Genomic DNA, 19314 nt, shown 5'->3' with positions numbered 1-19314 from the left:
TAACATGAAAACGCTAATCTGTAACGAACCTCACTCAATCGAGTACATTGAACGCGATATTCCAGAAATACAAGACAACGAGGTACTTCTTAAAATCAATGCGGTTGGTATCTGTGGCACTGACATTCACGCTTATGCAGGTCGTCAGCCGTTCTTCTCTTACCCTCGTGTATTGGGTCATGAAATCTGTGGTACTGCCGAAAAAGTCGGTGCGGCTTGTAAGAGTGCAAAAGCTGGTGAACGCTTCTCTGTTATTCCGTGTATTCCATGTGGCACTTGTGCAGCTTGTGAAGAAGGCAAAACGAACTGTTGCGAAAACGTTTCGCTGTACGGTGTACACCAAGATGGAGGCTTCTCTGAGTTCTTAGCGGTATACGAAGATAACCTGGTTAAGCTACCTGAAAATGTATCCGCTTCTGAAGGTTCGTTGGTTGAGTGCTTTGCTATCAGTGCTCATGCAGTGCGCCGTGCTGAAGTACGTCAAGGTAACAATGTTCTTGTTGTTGGCTCAGGTCCAATTGGTCTTGCTGCCGCAGCAATTGCAAAAGCCGAAGGCGCAACGGTTGCGGTTGCTGATGTCGATGCAGGTCGCCGTGAACACGTTGAGGTAAACCTAGGTGTGCTAGCACTAAACCCTCTTGAAGATAACTACGAAGCAGTGCTCAAAGACGCGTTTAACGGTCGCTTACCCTGCACCGTCCTTGATGCTACAGGCAACAAAGGTTCGATGAGTCGAAGCGTAGAGCTGATTCGCCACGGCGGTAAGATCGTTTTTATCGGTCTCTATATAGGTGATTTGGTTCTAGATGATCCAACGTTCCACAAAAAAGAAACCACATTGCTGAGCAGCCGTAATGCGACTCGTCAAGATTTCGAAAAAGTGATTGAGCTCATGGCCGCTGGCAAAATTTCTCAAAACATTATGAAAAACAAAGAGTACGACTTTCAAACATTTGGTGAACGCTACAACGAAGATGTAGTAGAAAACCGCGAATTGGTTAAAGGCGTTATCAACTTTTAAGTGACTAAGGATTAGATTATGACAACTGTACGTGTTAATGAAGGACAGCTTCGTGAACTGGCTCTTAGCAAGCTGACTGCGGCTGGACTAGATGCTGCAACTGCACAAGAAGTTACTGATGTGTTGGTGCACGCTGACAAAACGGGTGTTCACTCTCATGGTGTAATGCGTGTAGAACATTACTGCACTCGCCTAGCGGCTGGTGGTTTGAACAAACAAGCGAAATTCAGCATCGAGCAAGTGTCTCCATCAGTAGCGATACTGGACTCTGATGATGGCATGGGTCACTCTGCACTCATTGCAGCAACTGAGCACGGTATTGAAATGGCATCCGAGACAGGCCTAGGTTTTGTGACCGTGAAAAACACGTCTCACTGCGGTGCGCTTTCTTACTTTATGGAACAAGCAACATCACAAGGCATGATTGCGATTGCAATGACTCAAACCGATACTTGTGTTGCACCTCATGGCGGCGCAGAGCGCTTCTTGGGTACTAACCCTATCGCCTTTGGCTTCCCGGTTGAGGGATCTCATCCAATGATCGTTGATATGGCTACCAGCGCAACGGCATTTGGTAAGCTGCTGCATGCCAAAGAAACTGGACAAAAGATTGGTAAAGGTTTGGCTATCGACAAAGAAGGTAACGAAACAACCAATCCTCACGAGGTAGAAAACCTACTCCCATTTGGAGGCCACAAAGGTTCAGGTATCGCATTGGCAATTGACGCACTAACAGGTGTTTTGATGGGTGCAAACTTCGGTAACCATATCACTCGCATGTACGGCGAATACGACAAGATGCGTAAACTAGCTAGCCTAGTCATCATTATCGACCCAACTCGCCTGGGCACACCGCTGTTCTCCGCCACTATGGCAGTAATGATGCGAGAATTACGTGAGGTTCGCCCAGTTCCTGGAGTAGATAAAGTTCGCGCCCCCAATGACCCTCAGGTCGAGTACAAAGCACAGTGTGAAGAGCTCGGTATTCCAGTGGCACAAGGTGTGTATGACTACCTTGTCAGCTAATGATGCATTTAGGTTTGGGGCCTCCTATTTAACTAACCTCTCCATTGTTAGTTAACGTTTGGCTGTATGTCCGTCGATAGTCACGGGCTGCAGCCTTTTTTATTTGCACAACCCTACATAAGTGCCAAACACAACAGACTCCAATATGGCGCTGATTATTCTTTTTAACGCGTGAAACTTCTAAGGAAAAGATATGAAACGTTTATCTTTCAAAACAACCATATTTACCGTTATTCTCTCACTGTTACTTGCCTCTATTGCCGTCTCTTTTATGAGCTCTCGATACTTTATTCAAGATGAGTTTGTTGAATCAGACACTCGAGCGGTTGAAACTCAAATATCGCTGATAAGCCAACAACTAGAGAATCAATTTTCATCCTACATACAATTGGCAGATAGCATTCCTGTTAACCTTTCCAATGTCGCACAAGTGCTAGAGTCATCTGGTTTCCACCGCATCACAAAAGTGATGTATGGTTCAGTTTTCAGCCCAGACCCGTCCATTCCGTTTGTAGAGAACAATCCTCCAACCTTTTTGGAGTTAGACGCAACTCAAGAGGCGCGATACCGCCAAATAGCGAAGTTTGCTGAGACAGGCAACTACATTGGCTCTATCGAGCACGTAGATGGTTTACCTATCATTGCTATTGCCCACCCATCTATAGACACTAGCGGTGGCGTTGATATCTTCGAAATCAACTTGCAACCATCACTAGATAACCTTTCGGTGCTGAATCACGAAGGCAGTTTCATTGAACTCATCGATAACAATGGTCAAATGCTGTTCACGAACAAAGACTCGTCAAACACTCATAGCATTACCCTACCGATTCAATTCGATCAACAGCAATGGCAGGTGATCGGGCACGTAAACAGTGATTACATTGACGCACACACCTCAGCGCTCAACCAAAAGATCCTCTTGACCACATTGTTCGCAGCTGTACTCCTAGTCGCCATTGGCATGACAATCATTCACTTTGCCTACAAACCAATTGTAGAGTTAAGAACGTTAGTTGGTGAACTAGCCAATGGTGAAGGTGATTTAACCCAACAACTCATCGTTAAAAGCGATGACGATTTAGGCAATATCGCGAAAAGCATCAATGACTTTACTCAACAACTCAATATCATGCTTCGTGAAGTACAAGGACTCAGCACCCTTTCTACAACCGAGATCAATCAACTACACACACAAACACTCTCCAACAAAGAGATGGCACAAAAGCACAACGTAGAAATGGAAAGAGCCGCAACGGCGGTCACTGAGATGAGTGCTACCGCAGAGCAGGTTTCACAGAGCGCCTTCCACTCAGCCCAACTGACACAACAAGCGATTTCTCACGCACAGAAAAGTGATAATGTAGCTAGCACCGCAATCGCAAGCGTTGACGCGCTCAATCAAGAGTTTGAGGCAATGTCGAACTCAATTAGCTCAATGGTGACGGATGTCGAGCAAATTCATTCAGTGCTTAGCGTCATTGGTGGCATTGCAGAACAAACCAACTTACTCGCACTTAATGCCGCGATTGAAGCTGCAAGAGCGGGTGAACAAGGCCGCGGCTTTGCTGTTGTCGCTGATGAAGTACGCGCTTTGGCAGCAAGAACTCAAGACAGTACTGGCCAGATCAATGAGATGTTGAACTCTTTGCATTCCAGTAGCGAAACGGTCGTCACCTCACTGAATGACACTCAACAGCGTTGTAGCGAAACCTCCGCATCAACCACACAGCTCACTCAATCACTAAACGAAGTGATCAACGCCATCAAAGCCATTGATACAACAAGCGCCCAAATTGCTCAAGCAGCAGCCGAACAAACTAAAGTCAGTAGTGAGATTGATTCAAATATGACTTCGATGAACCAAATGGTTCAGGTTTTGGATACGAACTCTCAGCAAGCAACCGTTAGCATGGAGCAGTTAGCCGCGACCAATCAATCACTGGAAAACATAGTTAGGCGATTCAAACTCCATTAATGATAATGACTTAGTAAGTGTCTATAAACATCATAAAACCGAGCAATTAAAGACATTGATTTATAGCCAAATATTTGCGGCGTGAAGAGTTTTGTAATACGAGGTTTAAGCGGTACTAACCAGGTCCCCTTATTCTAGTCCAGTCTATACTTAGTAATGTTCATCCAACTAAGGAGATGGTGAACTTAAAAAAACGATTCAATGAACAATATATCATTGCCATTTTAAAGAAAGCGGAAGTAGGTATCCCCGCCAGAAAGCTTTGCCGCCAACATGGGATAACGGATGCGACTTTCTATACATGGCGTAAAAATACGCAGGACTGGATATCTCTGAAACCCGTAGCCTTAAGGCGCTGGAAGACGAGAATGCTCGGCTCAAAAAGCTGCTGGCTGAAACGCTGCTGGACACAGAAGCACTGAAAATCGCTCTCAGCCAAAAGTACTGACCGTTTAGGACAAGCGCAAGGCTGTCAAAGTCATTCAGAAAGGCACCCAGCTTTCAGAACGAAGAGCCTGTCTGCTCGTCGGTATTCAACGCGCGTCAATGCGATATCAACCTCAAGCTAACCGCGAGGATGATAAGCTTCAGGCTCGTATAAAGGAACTGGCATTGGAACGACGTCGATTTGGTTATAGTCGAATCCATCGCCTTCTTAGGCGAGAAGGTTTTGATGTTAACCATAAGCGAGTTTATCGCTTGTACTGCGAATTAGGATTAACGATCAGTAGAAAATCACAGAGCGTTGAGCGAGAGCCTCTCTTGCTTCCTTCAGTACCAAATCACACTTGGTCTATGGACTTTGTGATGGATGCGCTCAGTAACGGCAGACGGATTAAACGCCTGACGATTGTGGATGACTATACAAGGACTGCCTAGATATTCCTGGTGCTACAGGGAGCTCGGGGATGAAGTTATGACTACACTGGAGTCTATCCCTACTTTTCCAGGTTATCCAGAAGTGATTCGAACGGATCAAGGCCCAGAATTTACAGGGAAAGCGCTCGACCAATGGCTTATCAGCATGGTGTGATTTTGAAATTAATCCAAGCAGGAAAACCGACACAACTTATATTGAAAGTTTAATGGTAAGTTCAGAGATGAATGTTTAAACCAGCATTGGTTTAGACGGTTGAGTCATGCTCATGACCTAATCAGCCTCTGGCGAATGAATCACAATGAAAATCTCCCCCACTCAGCGCTGGATTATCTGACTCGTTCTGAGTTTGCAGCGATCATAAGAACGGCACGAAACAGCGGTAATTTAACAAGAACCGCTAACGAAGTTTTGGAATAGTTCTTGGGAGCAGGTCACTGCCATATTACAGTTCTTACACAGGTTATTGGTTACGAGATGTCATCGATGGGGTCGACTTTGATTGGCTATCACTACTATCCAAGTAGAGCTTAGTTATCCCAATATTGCTCATCGTCACTGACGCCACTTTTTACGTAATGTTTGTTAACCTAGCAGCTCGTGATACCAAAGTGCTAAAAAGATAAAGCTAAACCGGCAACGTATACGGTATCTTGATGATAGCTTTCGTAACCTTACAAGGCTCTTCAACGGCACATAAGGGGCGATGGACTTGGTTCGGATAAAACACCGCAAAGTCACCCGCTCGCAACGAAACAAACTGCTCTTGCTCTACGTCCCGCAGAAAGTCCACATCATTGTTCAAACGTACGAGAGCCAGTTTATCCGCCGATAGATGGTTCGAATAGCCAAGTTTTTCTTCCCCCGATTTTACGATTTGGACATCAATATATTCTTTGTGATACTCAGCCTTACGAGATTCTAACGGCTCTGTATTCGCAGACACTAACACAACGAAAGCGCCCTGATGTGAAAGCTCATACTTACCGTCTTCTATAGATTCATCGTTCGCGAGAACCCAGGCTTCTCGAATCAACGCTTTCATTGTTGGGTGGATATAACCGACTAGTTCTAATCTGTGTATATTTCCAAATAACATTTTTTGTCCTCTAAATATTTCAATGTGTCGCTAAACTGCCAACAACTCTTACCTCATGGTCTCTGGCTTCGATGATTTCTATGAACTCAATGTCGGTATTGTAATTGATGTTGAAGCAGCAACCTAAACTAAGAATACCCGTTGCAATACAATTAGAGTCAGTCAAAATTGTTGTTCATCACTTACACTAAAACAAAAGCTCAACAGACCAAAGCGGAAAACCAATATAAACACTGGTTAACCAAAAAGACATGGAGATTATGTGTTTTCTAATTTATTTATTGATTTTCGTGAGATTGTTCACACTAATAGATAGAAAGGCTGAAGAGAACAAAGGCTTTGCTGCGCAAAGCCTAAAAAATTAAAAGATCAATTATATTTCTAAGTCCATTGTAAAGAAGTAATCATCCAGATCCGCTTCTACGTTTTCAGCACTCGCGATTTTCAATAGCTCTTGCTTACTATTTTCGATGTGATTCCATACAGCTTGCTTTGCGTCCTCAGGGTTACGTTTTTGTAAAGCCATAAAGATTTTCTTATGGTCTTCCAGCCAAACTTCTTTAAGTACTTCTTCATGCAAGTACTTGTCATTTAGAGCTTTCCACAAAGGGTTTTGAGTACGAACACTGCGCCACATCTCGCTTGCTTGATTAATAAGAACACGGTTCTGTGTCGAGTCAGCAATTAGAATGTGGAATTTACGGTCAAGCTCTTCAAAACGCTCACTGTCCCCGTTCAGTTCCTTCTCTTGCTCTAAGAGCACTCGTTTAAGTTCTCGTAACTCATTAATTTTAATCTGAGTAGCAGCAAACCCCGCTATATTACTCTCGATAATTTGTCGTGCTTGAAGGAGTTCAAATGGGCCAATATCATTGTGTGGAACAATGGTGCAAGAAGTAACTTTCTCTGGAGAATCAATAAAGTAGATACCTGCACCTTGACGAACCACAACCAAACCTTTCAACTCCAACATGATTATAGCTTCTCGTATAGTAGCACGACTGGTTTCAAAACGTTCACTCAGGTCACGCTCAGAAGGCAGTCTCTCTCCTGCTTTGAACACACCTGAGTAGAGCAACTCTTCAATCTGTAGACCAATGTCGTAATAACGACGTTTTGTTGTTTTCATCATTTATATCCTAACCTGAATGCCAGCCCCAACGGTCTACCTGGCGTTATTGTTTATTCTATTGTACCAGTCTACCAATAGTGCACAAGGAACGGTAGGTCGCATTTTGGTTCCTTATCTGTAAGACAAGATAGGGAACATATAGTTATAGAGTAAAGTAATAGCTCAAAGAGTAGTAATCGGGAACGGTCCTGTAAATAGTGCGATTACGATCAACTATTGGTCTTACCAAAAGAAAAATTGGTTAACAAATGAAAGTTTAAAACTTAAAATTTAAAAAGAGCCTTTACAGGAGAATACAACAATGACACCAACTATAAATGACGTGGTCAGACACTCAGAGCACGATAGTTCCATCGCTTTATTTGATTTTTCCACACAAGATATACCTGCTGAATTCCGCTTTAACAACATAGATGCATCGATGACATTAGAAAGCAAATTGAAAATTCATTGCCAAAGCGCTGAAAACATGTATACATCAGTTTTAATAGAACCTGTAGATGGTGACAAATGGGACTGGAGCCAAATGCCAAATTTTTGCTTTGCATTTGAAGCTAAAAACCTTGGTTCGCGATCGACACAAGTTTTTATCAACATCTTTGATTCAAAAGGACAAATGCACAGCCGCTGCGTTAATGTCACAGGTAACACAAGTAACTCTTATTTAATTGAACTAAAAGGAGATTACTTAAAGGGCAATACAAATCACTATTCTGGTTTTCGTTCACCCCCTGCTCCATGGGACAGTCCGTTTGTCTATGCGACATGGATGTGGGGAGTAATGAATATTGATTTGTCGGACATAGTACAAATAGAGCTGAGTATTCATGGTACACTCATTGATCATAAGCTAGAACTATCTAAATTCCGATTAATGCTCAGCCCTGAGTACAATCCAAATTATTTATCTCAAATTATTGATTGCTACGGGCAAAACGCTAACTGCGAATATCCAGAAAAAGTGCACAATGATGAAGAACTCAAACTATTTACTAAGCGCGAACTTCAGGATTTAAAACAAGGAGCAATGGCTGACCGTTCACGCTTTGGTGGTTATATCCACGGTAAACGTTATGAAGCCACGGGTTTCTTTCGTACTGAAAAAATTGATGGGAAATGGTCACTTATTGATCCAGAAGGCTACCTCTACTTTGCAACAGGTATCGATGTAATCCGCCTAGCCAACTCATATACTCAAACCGGTATCGACTATGATCATTCAAAAGTGGAACAGCGGTCCCCAGATGACATGACCCCTGAAGACTCTATCGAGAAATTTGAAGTATCAATGGAAGCCAAGAAGACCGCCTTCGTTGGCAGTACTGTACGTCGTAATTGCTTCCAATGGCTACCGAGTTATCAAGAAGAATTAGGCGAGCACTATGCATACATGCGTGAAAACTTTGAAGGAGCACTTGAACAAGGTGAAACCTTTAGTTTCTACGCTGCAAACTTACAACGCAAATATGGTAAAGACTACATGCGGAAATGGCGTGAAGTCACACTGGATCGTATGCTCAACTGGGGCTTTACATCACTTGGTAACTGGACGGCTCCTGAGTTTTATTCAAATGAAAAAGTGCCTTTTTTCGCCAATGGGTGGATCATTGGTGAGTTTAAAACGGTTAGCAGCGGCGATGATTTCTGGTCTCCACTGCCTGATCCATTCGATCCAATATTTAAAGAGCGCGCTATTGCGACAGTGAAACAAGTCAGAGCCGAAATTAAAGACACGCCTTGGTGTGTAGGTATCTTTATCGACAATGAAAAGAGCTGGGGTCGTATGGGAACAATCCAAGGCCAACACGGAATTGCTATCCATACCTTAAGTCGTGATGCACAAGAATCACCATCAAAAGCTGAGTTCATGAAAGTACTGAAAAAAAAGTATTTGAGTATTGAAGCTCTAAACGCCTGTTGGAATACAGATATCGCCTCTTGGGATACGTTAAGTTCCGGAGTTAAGGGGTTAAAGCATAACAAAGCTCAACTTGAAGATTACTGTTTACTGCTCGAAACATATGCCTCTCAGTACTTCAAAGTCGTTCGTGAAGCACTAAAAAGCGAACTTCCAAATCACCTTTACCTCGGATGTCGATTTGCTGACTGGGGTATGACGCCAAATGTTGTTCGTGCTGCTGCTAAATACTGTGATGTGATAAGTTACAATTACTATAAAGAAGGTTTACATCCACAGGCTTGGCAGTTCTTAAGCGAAGTAGATATGCCGAGTATCATTGGTGAATTTCATATTGGTTCTAAAGACACGGGTCTTTACCACCCAGGCCTAGTCACGGCAGGTAACCAACAAGAACGTGGAGAAATGTTCGAGGCGTACTTGCATTCCGTTATCGACAACCCGTACTTCGTTGGTGCTCATTGGTTCCAATATGTCGACTCACCTATCACTGGTCGCTCCTACGATGGAGAAAATTACAACGTAGGCTTTGTATCCATAGCAGATATACCATACAAACCTATGATTAAAGCCGCCAAGCGTCTCCATAGCTCTATGTATAAACGGCGTTATAAGTAATCATTTATTCATCAGGCCCATACTAACCATTCTCGTGGGCCTTTAAACGAACTGAAGTTTAGAACCATGTATAATGCTCGGTACGAAAATCTTAAAACTAACTATAATTTAATTTATCGCCATATTTTATTTGACAGGGCCCATATTATGGGAAGTAGAGACTGTATTTGCTTGAGGAACTGAAAAATATAGAGACACTTTTCTCGACAAAATGACAGGCTACAGTTTTGAAATGTCAAATGGACGGTCACACAACCAAATACTTGGACAAGACAGTAATGAAACAGGCGTCAGGTCTTTCTTGAGTCACAAATATTTGCGAGGCAACCCTCACCAAACAGTGATAATAAGCAATCGAAAGAGCTTTGCCTGTTAGCTTAAAATCAGGTGATAGAGTCATCGACCAACCAATCAATTTGCGAGCAAAAGATCGATTACAACCGCTAAGTACATCCACCGATTACCCGTCCAAATATACATAACATCACCAGCCCATACCTCATTTTGGGCGGTAACCGCTAACTGACGACCTAAGTGATTTGGAGCTTCAATATGCTCTTGTGAAGCCTTTCTTTAGTGGTGCTTTGGCTCTTGGCAACTCACTAAACCAAGAGTTCTCATAAGCTTTGTTGCTCAGATATCTCTGCACTACCACAGTTTGTGCAAACACATTTTGCTTCACCAACCACAGCTTCGCTATCCAATGACTCTAATAACTCACAACGAAGTATTTGTATCGCTTTCTCGATATCACTTTCAGACACCATCAGGCGAACACCACCCATGGTGATAGTGTAAAGCCACTGAGTATTTTCCGCGTCTTCGTCAGGGATATGACTTTCTATCCCTGCACTTTGTAGACTCGCTTTCGCAATATGAGCTTCATGAGCAAAAGAAAACTTCGCTACTACAATCATATATTTCTCCTTGTGGTTGAGACGAGTGGTATACCCTCTCCCGTAAATCGACAACACTAGTATGGTAATTATTTAAACTGTAGACACCATGTTCGATGGTCCTATTCATCCAGTTTCTACTTAGTCAACAACTTTTGCATCTATACTTTTGATTCAAAAAATTATTATCCTAGATAAGTCCACCACTCATACTAATAATCTATAGCCTTCCTTAGCAATTGTAAGACCTAAGAGTATAAATTCTAGTATGGATTAATACTAATGACAGGGCAAACTCGCGAGCAATTTATGGAGATTAAAGACATCGTTTCCGTAAATCCCCCTCTGGGAGGATAGTTGTCACTGTTAAAATTTAACAAGTTTGGGGCGGTAGCAGTGTAAAGAATGTCTCGTTATTCGCAGGAAAGAAAAGAAGCAGTACTAAAGAAGTTGTTACCACCATACTCTCGCTCAGTAGCGGAGGTGGCAAAAGAAGAAGGAATCCATGAAGCAACCCTGTACAATTGGCGAAAAGCGCTAAGAGAATCAGGAGCCGTTGTGCCAGACAATAATACTTCTTCCGAGCAGTGGTCAGCTCAAACCACACTGGCAGTTGTCGCAGAAACTTATTCCATGACCGAGAATGAACTGAGCCAGTACTGCCGTGAGAAAGGGTTGTATACAGAGCAGTTGGCAAAAGGCATCTAAACCAACAAGTTATACGGCAAAAGGTCCGAACCAAGTCTTCACTTGGGATATTACCTATCTGCCGTCAGGAGTGCGAGGTCAGCACTGTTATCTGTACGTGATAGAAGATATCTACCGCAGGAAAATCGTGGTTTATGAGGTGCATGACCGAGAGTGTGGCGAACTGGCTGCGCAGTTACTGCAACGCCCACTGATGCGTGAGCAGTGCTTCAATCAGCCTCTGGTTCTGCACTCAGATAACGGCGGACCAATGAAGTCGTTGACGCTTAAAGCCAAAACGGAAGAGCTGGGTATCACGCCTTCCTATAGCCGTCCAAGAGTTAGTGATGATAACTCAATAGTCTTGAAGCAAGCCGCAAATGGGTGAGACCTTCGTTGCTTGGTATAACACTGAGCATAAGCACTGCCGTTTGAACTACGTTACCCCATCAGAACGTCACAGTGATCAAGATGCAGCGATTTTAAGTCATCGAGCAGAAGTGCCGATGGAGCTTGAAAGACAAAAACCAGAGAGCTGGTCGCGGAATATCAGGAACTGCGAGCCGATCGGAGAGGTTTACCTAAATCCAGAAAAAGAAGCTGCTTAATAATTGAGCACGTAGTGACAACTGTCTTGAAAAACGCCGAAATCTCCCCAGCAAAAGATCATACTATTGTCAATTTACCGTATGATACAACTCATAAGGTTTAGAGGATGAACCACTTTTTAACAAATAGTATCCGAATTCGGTATCATCATTCGAATTGGACGCATCTCTTTAATGAACTTTAACGAGTACTAGGATGCGTTCCGCGAGTTTATTCACATATAAAGGTAGTTTCATCTGGGACTGGGTCATTAGGATGAAATGGTAGGTATTTCTGGGTATACGGCGGCAACTTCGACTATGAAATTAATGACCGTTAGTTGTGCAACCTCTGCTCAGGACATTAAGGCACCAGCTAAAGTATCAATGGTAGGATTTGATGATGGCTTAATTGCACACTTTGTTCATCCTCACTTAACTGCAGTGCGCTATACAATAGATATAATAATTGAACGTGCCACTCGATTGGCTTTGACACTGTCTCGTAACGAACAAGATGAAGATGAAACTACCATTTTCAGCCCAACATTAGTACGCAGAAATTTTGTTGAGCGTTGTTGATTATCTGTATCCGATTGACTAGGAATCAAAAAAAGGTAGGCATGTAGCCCCCCAAAAAAATGCTACCTAAAATTCAAACTGATAAACAGTCTGATGCTGATAGCAGTCCCCTGAGCTCAACACCCCACTGTTGAAACCCCATTCTGGTTTGTTTGGTCCATCAGGAAAGTATTGAGTTTCCAATGCAAGGCCGTCATAAAGCGCGTAGGTTTTGCTTGCGCCCGGAACACCAGCTAAAAAGTTTCCTGAATAGAACTGAATGGCTGGTTTAGTGGTTTTGACCTTCATCACCACATCTTCTTTCGGTGCAGTCAGAACTGCGGCGACAGACACACCATCAGTCACTTCAGGCTTCAACACGAAGGCGTGATCGTAGCCACCAGCGGTTTTCTGATCCAGTTCGGTAAGAAATGCCTGGCCAATAGGTTTCGGCTCGGTGAAATCAAAACTGGTACCTGACACAGACTTTTGTTCACCCGTAGGAATTAACCCCGTATCTGTTGGCAAGTAATGCTCTGCACTAAGCTGCAGCGTGTGATCCAAACCTTTTGCGTTGCTTGCCTCCCCCGCCAAGTTAAAGTAAGCGTGATTAATTAAATTCACCGGAGAGGTTTTATCCGTATTCGCTTCATAAGCAATAACGAGTTCATTCTCGTCAGTTAGCAAGTATATGACTTTGACATCGAGATTACCTGGATAACCTTGGTCACCATCAGTCGATCGAAGCGTAAAAATAACTTGTCGTTCACTCTGTTCGGCAATCTTCCAACGGCGTTTATCAAACCCATCCAAGCCTCCGTGGAGCGAGTTTTCACCGTTATTAATACCAAGTTGATAATGCTCTCCATCGATCTCAAATTGACCATTTGCAATACGGTTAGCAAAACGACCGACGATGGCACCAAAATAGGCGTCTTGCTTCATGTGTTCTGCCATATTTGGCGAGCGCAATAGCACTTCACGGTGTTCACCACCTAACGGCAGCGTGCAACTCAACCAAGTCGCGCCAATATCCATAAACGTTGCCGTCATACCATTCGCATTAGTAAGATGGAGCAGATTCGCCGCTTGACCATCAAACGATGGCGTTTGCGCCATCGCTTGTTCTAGTTGTTCAAAATATGCTTTCATCACTTGCCTTTACAATACTTCGACCAGACCTGCGCCATCTTGGGCTTTGCACACATAAATCGACGCTTTTAAACCTGTTGCTGCTTGATATTTAGCTTCTACCGTCGTTTTCACCTTATCCACTAATGAAGGGGGAACGAGAGCGACAATACAGCCACCGAAGCCACCGCCGGTCATGCGTACGCCACCTTCTTCGCCAATCACTTCTTTCACCAACTCAACCAGGACGTCGATTTCTTTGACGGTAATTTCGAAATCATCACGCATTGATGCGTGCGACTGGGCCATCAGTTCACTCATACGTTTGATATCATGCGAACGCAGCGCTTTTGCCGCTTCGACTGTGCGGTCGTTTTCCGTGATCACGTGGCGCGCGCGTTTTGCTACCATTTCATCCAACTCAGAGACTTTGTCATTGAATTGCTCAATGTTGACATCACGCAATGCTTTAACACCAAAAATACGTGCCGCTTCTTCACACTGTTCACGGCGAGTGTTGTATTCACTGTCTACCAAGCCACGTTTTTTATTCGAGTTGATGATCACGACCGCCATGTCCTCAGGCATAGAAACCGCTTCTGTTTCCAGACTACGGCAGTCCAATAACATGGCGTGATTTTCACGACCTTCTGCCGAAATCATTTGATCCATGATACCGCAGTTACAACCAACAAATTCGTTCTCGGCTTGCTGACCATTTAGTGCGACTTCCGACTGGCTGATTTCTAAGTTGAATAACACTTTAAACGTCTGACCAATCACGACTTCCAGTGCTGCTGATGAGCTCAACCCTGCACCTTGAGGAACATTACCGCTCACCGAGATATCAGCACCAGTAAACTCATAACCGCGAGCAAGAAGACACTTCACGACGCCACGAATGTAATTTGCCCACATTTTGTCTTCTTGGAATGTGATTTCTTGAGAGATATCGAATTCATCTACCGCGTTACCATAGTCAACCGATACCACCCGTACTAGGTTGTCTTCACGCTTTGCTGCTGCAACAACCGTTTGGTAGTTGATCGCACATGGCAGTACAAAACCATCGTTGTAGTCGGTATGTTCACCAATCAGGTTGACGCGACCAGGCGCTTGGATAATGTGGCTTGGTGCATAGTCCAGCACGCTCTCAAAAGACGCTTTCACATTTTGAATTAAATCAGACATAGTTAAATCTCAGTTTCAAATTGTATTTCGACCCCCGACCCCTTTGTTCATTCGCGATCGTGAACCACTTATTTGATTTTTGTTTTTTGAGGTTCTAGGAGCTAGGATCCTAGAACCGCCCAAACCACTGTTCTTTGTAGTGCAAATCACTGACATCACGCAGACGCTGTGCCGCTTGCTCTGCGGTTAAGTCGCGTTGGCTTTCGGCCAGCATTTCGTAACCCACCATAAACTTACGTACTGTCGCGCTACGTAATAGTGGCGGGTAGAACAGTGCATGAAGCTGCCAGTGGTCGATATCTGTGCCTGGTTCAAAGAACGGCGCGTAGTGCCAACCCATTGAATATGGGAAAGAACATTGGAACAGGTTGTCATAGCGGCTGGTCAGCTTTTTGATAGCAACAGCAAGATCGTCACGCTGCTCATTGCTTAACTCGCTCATACGGCGGATGTGTGTTTTCGGCAGCAGCATGGTTTCGAATGGCCACGCCGCCCAATAAGGAACAACCGCGACCCAATGTTCGGTTTCTACCACGACACGAGAGCCATCTTTTAGCTCTGCCTGCACATAGTCCACCAGCAGGTTACTACCGTGTTCCTGGTAGTACGCGTTTAGGTTTTGCTCTTTGCGTTCAATCTCATTGGGTAAGAAGCTGTTCGCCCAGATTTGACCATGTGGGTGAGGCTGCGAACAGCCCATCGTTTCGCCCTTGTTCTCAAACGCCTGAACCCAAACGTACTCTTTGCCTAACTCTTCAATTTGCTCGTTCCACGTATCAATCACGCCACGGATTTTGTCTACCGGTAATTCAGGTAAGGTTTTACTGTGGTCAGGTGAGAAACAAATCACTCGGCTCAAACCTCGTACACCTTGGGTTTTGAAGAGTGGATTGTCTGATTCTGGCGCATCTGGAGAATCCACCATCAGTGCGGCAAAATCGTTATTAAACACATACGTGCCCTGATAATCTGGATTAACATCTCCAGAGATACGCTCATTTGTCGGACACAGGAAACACTTCTCATCGTAGCTTGGTAGCCCATCAATCGCAGCTTTCTCATCCGCCCCACTCCAAGGACGTTTTGCACGGTGTGGTGACACTAAAATCCATTGACCCGTTAGTGGGTTGTAACGACGGTGTGGGTGATCCACTGGGTTAAATTCAACGTTCGACATTTTACTTACTCAACTTAATATTCTGCGACTCCGGCGCACTGCACCAGATTAAAATTAGTAACCTTGTGGGTTGTCAGATTGCCATTTCCAGGTATCGGCCGTCATTTCAGCAACGCTGCGTGTTGCTTTCCAGCCAAGATCACGCTCTGCCTTGTCTGTGCTCGCCCAACATTCAGCGATATCACCCGGACGACGTGGGCACAGCTCGTAAGGCACAGGTTTACCGCAGGCGGCACCGAAAGCACCGACCATTTCAAGTACGCTAGAACCTTTACCTGTACCCAGGTTGTAAATGTGCAATCCCGCTTTCTGCCCCACGGCTTTCAGTGCCGCAATGTGGCCATCAGCCAGGTCCATTACGTGGACGTAATCACGCACGCCGGTACCGTCTGGCGTTGGGTAGTCGTTACCAAACACCGAGAGCTTGTCACGACGACCCACCGCGACTTGTGCAATGAACGGCATCAAGTTGTTTGGAATGCCTTGTGGGTCTTCTCCCATTGTGCCTGATGGATGCGCACCAACAGGATTAAAGTAGCGCAGCAAAGTGATGCTCCAATCGCTTTCAGCATTGAACAAATCACTCAAACACGCTTCCACCATGTATTTACTGCGACCGTATGGGTTAGTGGTTGCACCTGTTGGTGAATCTTCTGTGATCGGAACGATTTCTGGATCGCCATAGACGGTTGCAGATGAACTGAATACGATGCTCTTGACACCCGCTTTACGCATACTGCGCGCCAGCACCAATGAGCCATTGACATTGTTATCGTAATATTCCAACGGCTTGACGACTGACTCACCGACCGCTTTCAGACCTGCAAAGTGAATGACCGCTTGGATGTCATGTTTAGCGAATACCGAGTCCAAAAACACTTCATCACGAATATCGCCTTGATAAAACGTTGGCTGTTTGCCAGTTAGCGCTTCAATACGGCTCAATACTTCTGTTTTGGCGTTACACAAGTTATCGACAATGATGGGCTCCATGCCCGCCTCAATCATCTGAACGCATGTGTGACTGCCGATGTAACCCATACCACCTGTGACAAGTACTCTCACTTTTTCTTCTCCGCTGTTGCTGCTTCCTGCTTCCTGCTCGGTACCAGACCTTATGCTCACTGAGCCAGCGTTATTCACACCAAGTCGATACGCCCAATTCTTCAATGGTTAAAAGTCTATCAACCAACACCGATTCAGTTCCGTGATCAAACTCAAATTAGTGTAAACGTTTCCATTAAATAAAAAGAAACATTTTTAGTTTTTTGTAGAAAAAACGGGCGTAACCTGGCTAGTTCACGAGAATTTAACAGTATTCACACGCAAATGACAAAATATAACTTACATAGCATCCAAAAGTCGCCACGAATATTGTAATCGTTACCAACAAGATTAACTGTCTGAAACTGCCAAGTGTCGTTTGAAGCAACTACTCGGAGCACCGCTGACTCTTCGTAGTTACAACGCACAAGTTGTGGGGACGTCACGATTAACGTGTTAAAAAGCTTACAAGGCTAGGTATGCTCGAAACTCAGTATATTGCTTAGAAACAGGCTATTTAGATAACATTACTCTTAAACTAAATTCGGCAACGAAGTCAGTAGCCTATGAGGCAGCTGTAATCGGCGGCCTCTTTCCACTTCTTGCGAGATCCATATTGTTTCTGGTGATCCAAGGCAATTTCTACCACTTCCATTCAGGAACAGACCAACAACGTTTGTCGGAGGACAATAAACTTTGATCGGAAACGTGCCTTTTCAAGCGATTCGTAGGCTATAAAAAGCTAAAGTTTGATCATTTTTAAGGAGCATTGCTACCAGAATCACTGTGGAAATGACAATAAAGTCTGATCAATCTCTAGCAAGCTTCATGGACAATACCTTGATGGAGGCTTTGCTAATTTAGCATTTAACGGATTAACAGCGGTATTGCAAATACTCTAATCTGATGGCCAAATTCACTCTTCCTCTGAACTAAGCTCTATCTAACTTTGAAAATCAAAATGTTGGACTGCCCTGAAGGGCTAGACAGCAGCTCTGTCTCCAAACAGGTCAAACTGGTTTCTCTTTGTGATGCGGTTTGATACGATGACCAGCCAACGCCCCTATCGCGATCCTATGAGTAAAGAGAACATTAGACATCATTAAAGCACATTTGGGGACACAATTTGATTCTGCTTTCATCCACTTAGGAAGAGGCGGTAAATTTGATCACATTATATTGATCCCGTTGCAACATTGTCCAATGTACGGCCACACCATTGAAATAATGCGACATCGAAACAACGGCGATCTCACTCGGTGCCGAGTGTGCGGCACTCAATATACCGTAAACTATGCCGCAATGCCCATAGACTGCCAGAAGAAAAACAAGCACATGATTGATAACTTCATCGACATCACCATCGACATCTTACCGTTAGCGAACTAAGCGGGTCGCGTATTGCCAGGCCCTCTGATCTAAAGTAACCTCTCAATTTGATGGCGGTTGCTTGCTTTGTAGCTATTTAACTGAAACGTTAATAGATATTTAATGCAATATCTTCCCAATAGTTCAATTGTTCATCTGAGCCAAATTCATTTGGGGAGATATGACGGTCAATCTCCTGCCCATTCTGGAAAACTAGGAAACCACAATCGCAGCCAAAAGCATGCTGGTCAGCAAACCTTACCTTAAATCTGATTTTATGGTACATCTTTGATAATGCAATAAATATTGGGTACGGAGTAGTATTCGCAGTAAAAAATGTAATTCTTCCGTAAATATATTCACCTCTGTCTTCGAGGCAACATTGGCTATCCCATGCATTCCACTTTGTTCCCCAATTCTGAAGATTCCAATCCACATTACCATGAATAACACTGCTCTCTCCTTCAAAAGAATTTGATTTCAAAGAGTTGGAAAGTAGCTTATTAAAATCCATATCACTACTTTCATTCCTGATCGAATCGCGAATAGAACTAGCATAGCATTTATCTTTAGTACGAAACTCGATGATATTATAAATATGGTTAGGCATGATCTTACTCCTGTTTTCTTTAAAAAATAACAAATATTCATTTACATTAATTTAACTGATATTTTACCTTTCAGCTTATCTAATCGACAAAACCCTTTGAAGATATAAATACACAACACGGACTTCTTTATTCAATCGTCTTACATTGGTGCAAAACCATTTACTGGACAGCTGAAACAAATGCCTCAAAACTAGGATATTGTTTGAGAGGTGCTTTTAACGTGCTTTCTACTACTTCGAAATGTGGACTGACTCGACAGACAAACTTTAACGCATGCCTAACCAGCTCTTTATTATTGAAGTTATTCAGTCGATAAACACCATCTTGATGATGTGTGAACTGAGATGAGGTTAACAAGTTCTCATGGGATACACCTATCAATCGAGTACTGG

At 43.8% G+C, this 19314-nt stretch carries 13 protein-coding genes and 5 pseudogenes; 9 read left to right on the top strand and 9 right to left on the bottom strand.

Annotated elements, in window-relative coordinates; all coding sequences use genetic code 11:
- Positions 1 to 4 precede the first annotated feature (4 nt).
- The 4 genes and pseudogenes from OO778_RS07025 to OO778_RS07010 all read left to right on the top strand — a co-directional run bounded on the left by OO778_RS07025 (position 5) and on the right by OO778_RS07010 (position 5322).
- Positions 5 to 1021, top strand: a complete 1017-nt coding sequence (locus OO778_RS07025) for a zinc-binding alcohol dehydrogenase family protein (RefSeq protein ID WP_171934129.1) — start codon at positions 5 to 7, stop codon at positions 1019 to 1021.
- An 18-nt stretch (positions 1022 to 1039) separates the two neighbouring features.
- Complete coding sequence (locus OO778_RS07020) at positions 1040 to 2047, top strand: Ldh family oxidoreductase (protein WP_130196507.1); 1008 nt, start codon at positions 1040 to 1042, stop codon at positions 2045 to 2047.
- Positions 2048 to 2240: 193 nt separating this feature from the next.
- Positions 2241 to 4025, top strand: coding sequence for a methyl-accepting chemotaxis protein (locus OO778_RS07015; RefSeq protein WP_264911153.1), 1785 nt, complete (start codon positions 2241 to 2243; stop codon positions 4023 to 4025).
- A 176-nt stretch (positions 4026 to 4201) separates the two neighbouring features.
- Positions 4202 to 5322: pseudogene (locus OO778_RS07010) on the top strand (IS3 family transposase).
- Positions 5323 to 5530: 208 nt separating this feature from the next.
- On the opposite strand, the gene OO778_RS07005 reads toward OO778_RS07010, so the two are convergent.
- Together OO778_RS07005 and OO778_RS07000 are read right to left on the bottom strand one after the other, a co-directional pair.
- On the bottom strand, positions 5531 to 6001 hold the full coding sequence (locus tag OO778_RS07005) for a YhcH/YjgK/YiaL family protein (RefSeq protein WP_264911152.1): 471 nt from the start codon (positions 5999 to 6001) through the stop codon (positions 5531 to 5533).
- A gap of 373 nt (positions 6002 to 6374) precedes the next feature.
- Positions 6375 to 7133 carry an FCD domain-containing protein gene (locus OO778_RS07000; RefSeq protein WP_264911151.1) on the bottom strand — a complete coding sequence of 253 codons (759 nt, stop codon included), beginning with the start codon at positions 7131 to 7133 and terminating at the stop codon, positions 6375 to 6377.
- A 301-nt stretch (positions 7134 to 7434) separates the two neighbouring features.
- Here OO778_RS07000 and OO778_RS06995 point away from each other — a divergent pair, with 301 nt between their 5' ends.
- On the top strand, positions 7435 to 9669 hold the full coding sequence (locus tag OO778_RS06995; RefSeq protein WP_130201306.1) for a beta-galactosidase: 2235 nt from the start codon (positions 7435 to 7437) through the stop codon (positions 9667 to 9669).
- Between the two features lie 349 nt (positions 9670 to 10018).
- Here the strand turns inward: OO778_RS06995 and OO778_RS06990 are convergent.
- Together OO778_RS06990 and OO778_RS06985 are read right to left on the bottom strand one after the other, a co-directional pair.
- A pseudogene (locus OO778_RS06990) lies at positions 10019 to 10302 on the bottom strand (DDE-type integrase/transposase/recombinase); the annotation flags it as partial.
- Positions 10287 to 10586: a DUF2007 domain-containing protein gene (locus tag OO778_RS06985; protein WP_171934126.1), complete on the bottom strand. Its 300-nt coding sequence runs from the start codon at positions 10584 to 10586 to the stop codon at positions 10287 to 10289. The gene OO778_RS06985 and the pseudogene OO778_RS06990, both read right to left, overlap by 16 nt.
- A 384-nt stretch (positions 10587 to 10970) precedes the next feature.
- On the opposite strand from OO778_RS06985, the pseudogene OO778_RS06980 reads away from it, so the two are divergent.
- Both OO778_RS06980 and OO778_RS06975 read left to right on the top strand, forming a co-directional pair.
- A pseudogene (locus OO778_RS06980) lies at positions 10971 to 11860 on the top strand (DDE-type integrase/transposase/recombinase).
- A gap of 351 nt (positions 11861 to 12211) precedes the next feature.
- Positions 12212 to 12421, top strand: a pseudogene (locus tag OO778_RS06975) (substrate-binding domain-containing protein); the annotation flags it as partial.
- 66 nt (positions 12422 to 12487) lie between these two features.
- On the opposite strand, the gene galM reads toward OO778_RS06975, so the two are convergent.
- The 4 genes from galM to galE all read right to left on the bottom strand — a co-directional run bounded on the left by galM (position 12488) and on the right by galE (position 16964).
- Complete coding sequence (galM, locus tag OO778_RS06970) at positions 12488 to 13552, bottom strand: galactose-1-epimerase (protein ID WP_264911149.1); 1065 nt, start codon at positions 13550 to 13552, stop codon at positions 12488 to 12490.
- A 9-nt stretch (positions 13553 to 13561) separates the two neighbouring features.
- Positions 13562 to 14722: a galactokinase gene (galK, locus tag OO778_RS06965; protein ID WP_264911147.1), complete on the bottom strand. Its 1161-nt coding sequence runs from the start codon at positions 14720 to 14722 to the stop codon at positions 13562 to 13564.
- A 109-nt stretch (positions 14723 to 14831) separates the two neighbouring features.
- Positions 14832 to 15899, bottom strand: coding sequence for a UDP-glucose--hexose-1-phosphate uridylyltransferase (locus tag OO778_RS06960; protein ID WP_264911146.1), 1068 nt, complete (start codon positions 15897 to 15899; stop codon positions 14832 to 14834).
- A gap of 54 nt (positions 15900 to 15953) precedes the next feature.
- Positions 15954 to 16964 (bottom strand): UDP-glucose 4-epimerase GalE, encoded by a 1011-nt coding sequence (galE, locus tag OO778_RS06955; protein ID WP_264911378.1) that lies wholly within the window; start codon positions 16962 to 16964, stop codon positions 15954 to 15956.
- Positions 16965 to 17298: 334 nt separating this feature from the next.
- Between galE and OO778_RS06950 the strand changes: the two are divergent.
- Together OO778_RS06950 and OO778_RS06945 are read left to right on the top strand one after the other, a co-directional pair.
- Positions 17299 to 17449 (top strand): annotated as a pseudogene (locus OO778_RS06950) (IS5/IS1182 family transposase); the annotation flags it as partial.
- Positions 17450 to 18170: 721 nt separating this feature from the next.
- A complete protein-coding gene (locus OO778_RS06945; protein ID WP_153645911.1) occupies positions 18171 to 18332 on the top strand; it encodes a hypothetical protein in 162 nt (53 codons plus the stop codon).
- 88 nt (positions 18333 to 18420) lie between these two features.
- Here OO778_RS06945 and OO778_RS06940 read toward each other — a convergent pair whose 3' ends face one another.
- Positions 18421 to 18921 carry a hypothetical protein gene (locus OO778_RS06940; protein WP_171934120.1) on the bottom strand — a complete coding sequence of 167 codons (501 nt, stop codon included), beginning with the start codon at positions 18919 to 18921 and terminating at the stop codon, positions 18421 to 18423.
- Positions 18922 to 19314: the final 393 nt, after the last annotated feature.

The organism is Vibrio sp. STUT-A16, from assembly GCF_026000495.1.
GTDB lineage: Bacteria > Pseudomonadota > Gammaproteobacteria > Enterobacterales > Vibrionaceae > Vibrio > Vibrio diabolicus.
The sequence above is the reverse complement of the archived record's forward strand: the minus strand, read 5'-3'. Positions and strand labels throughout refer to the sequence as shown.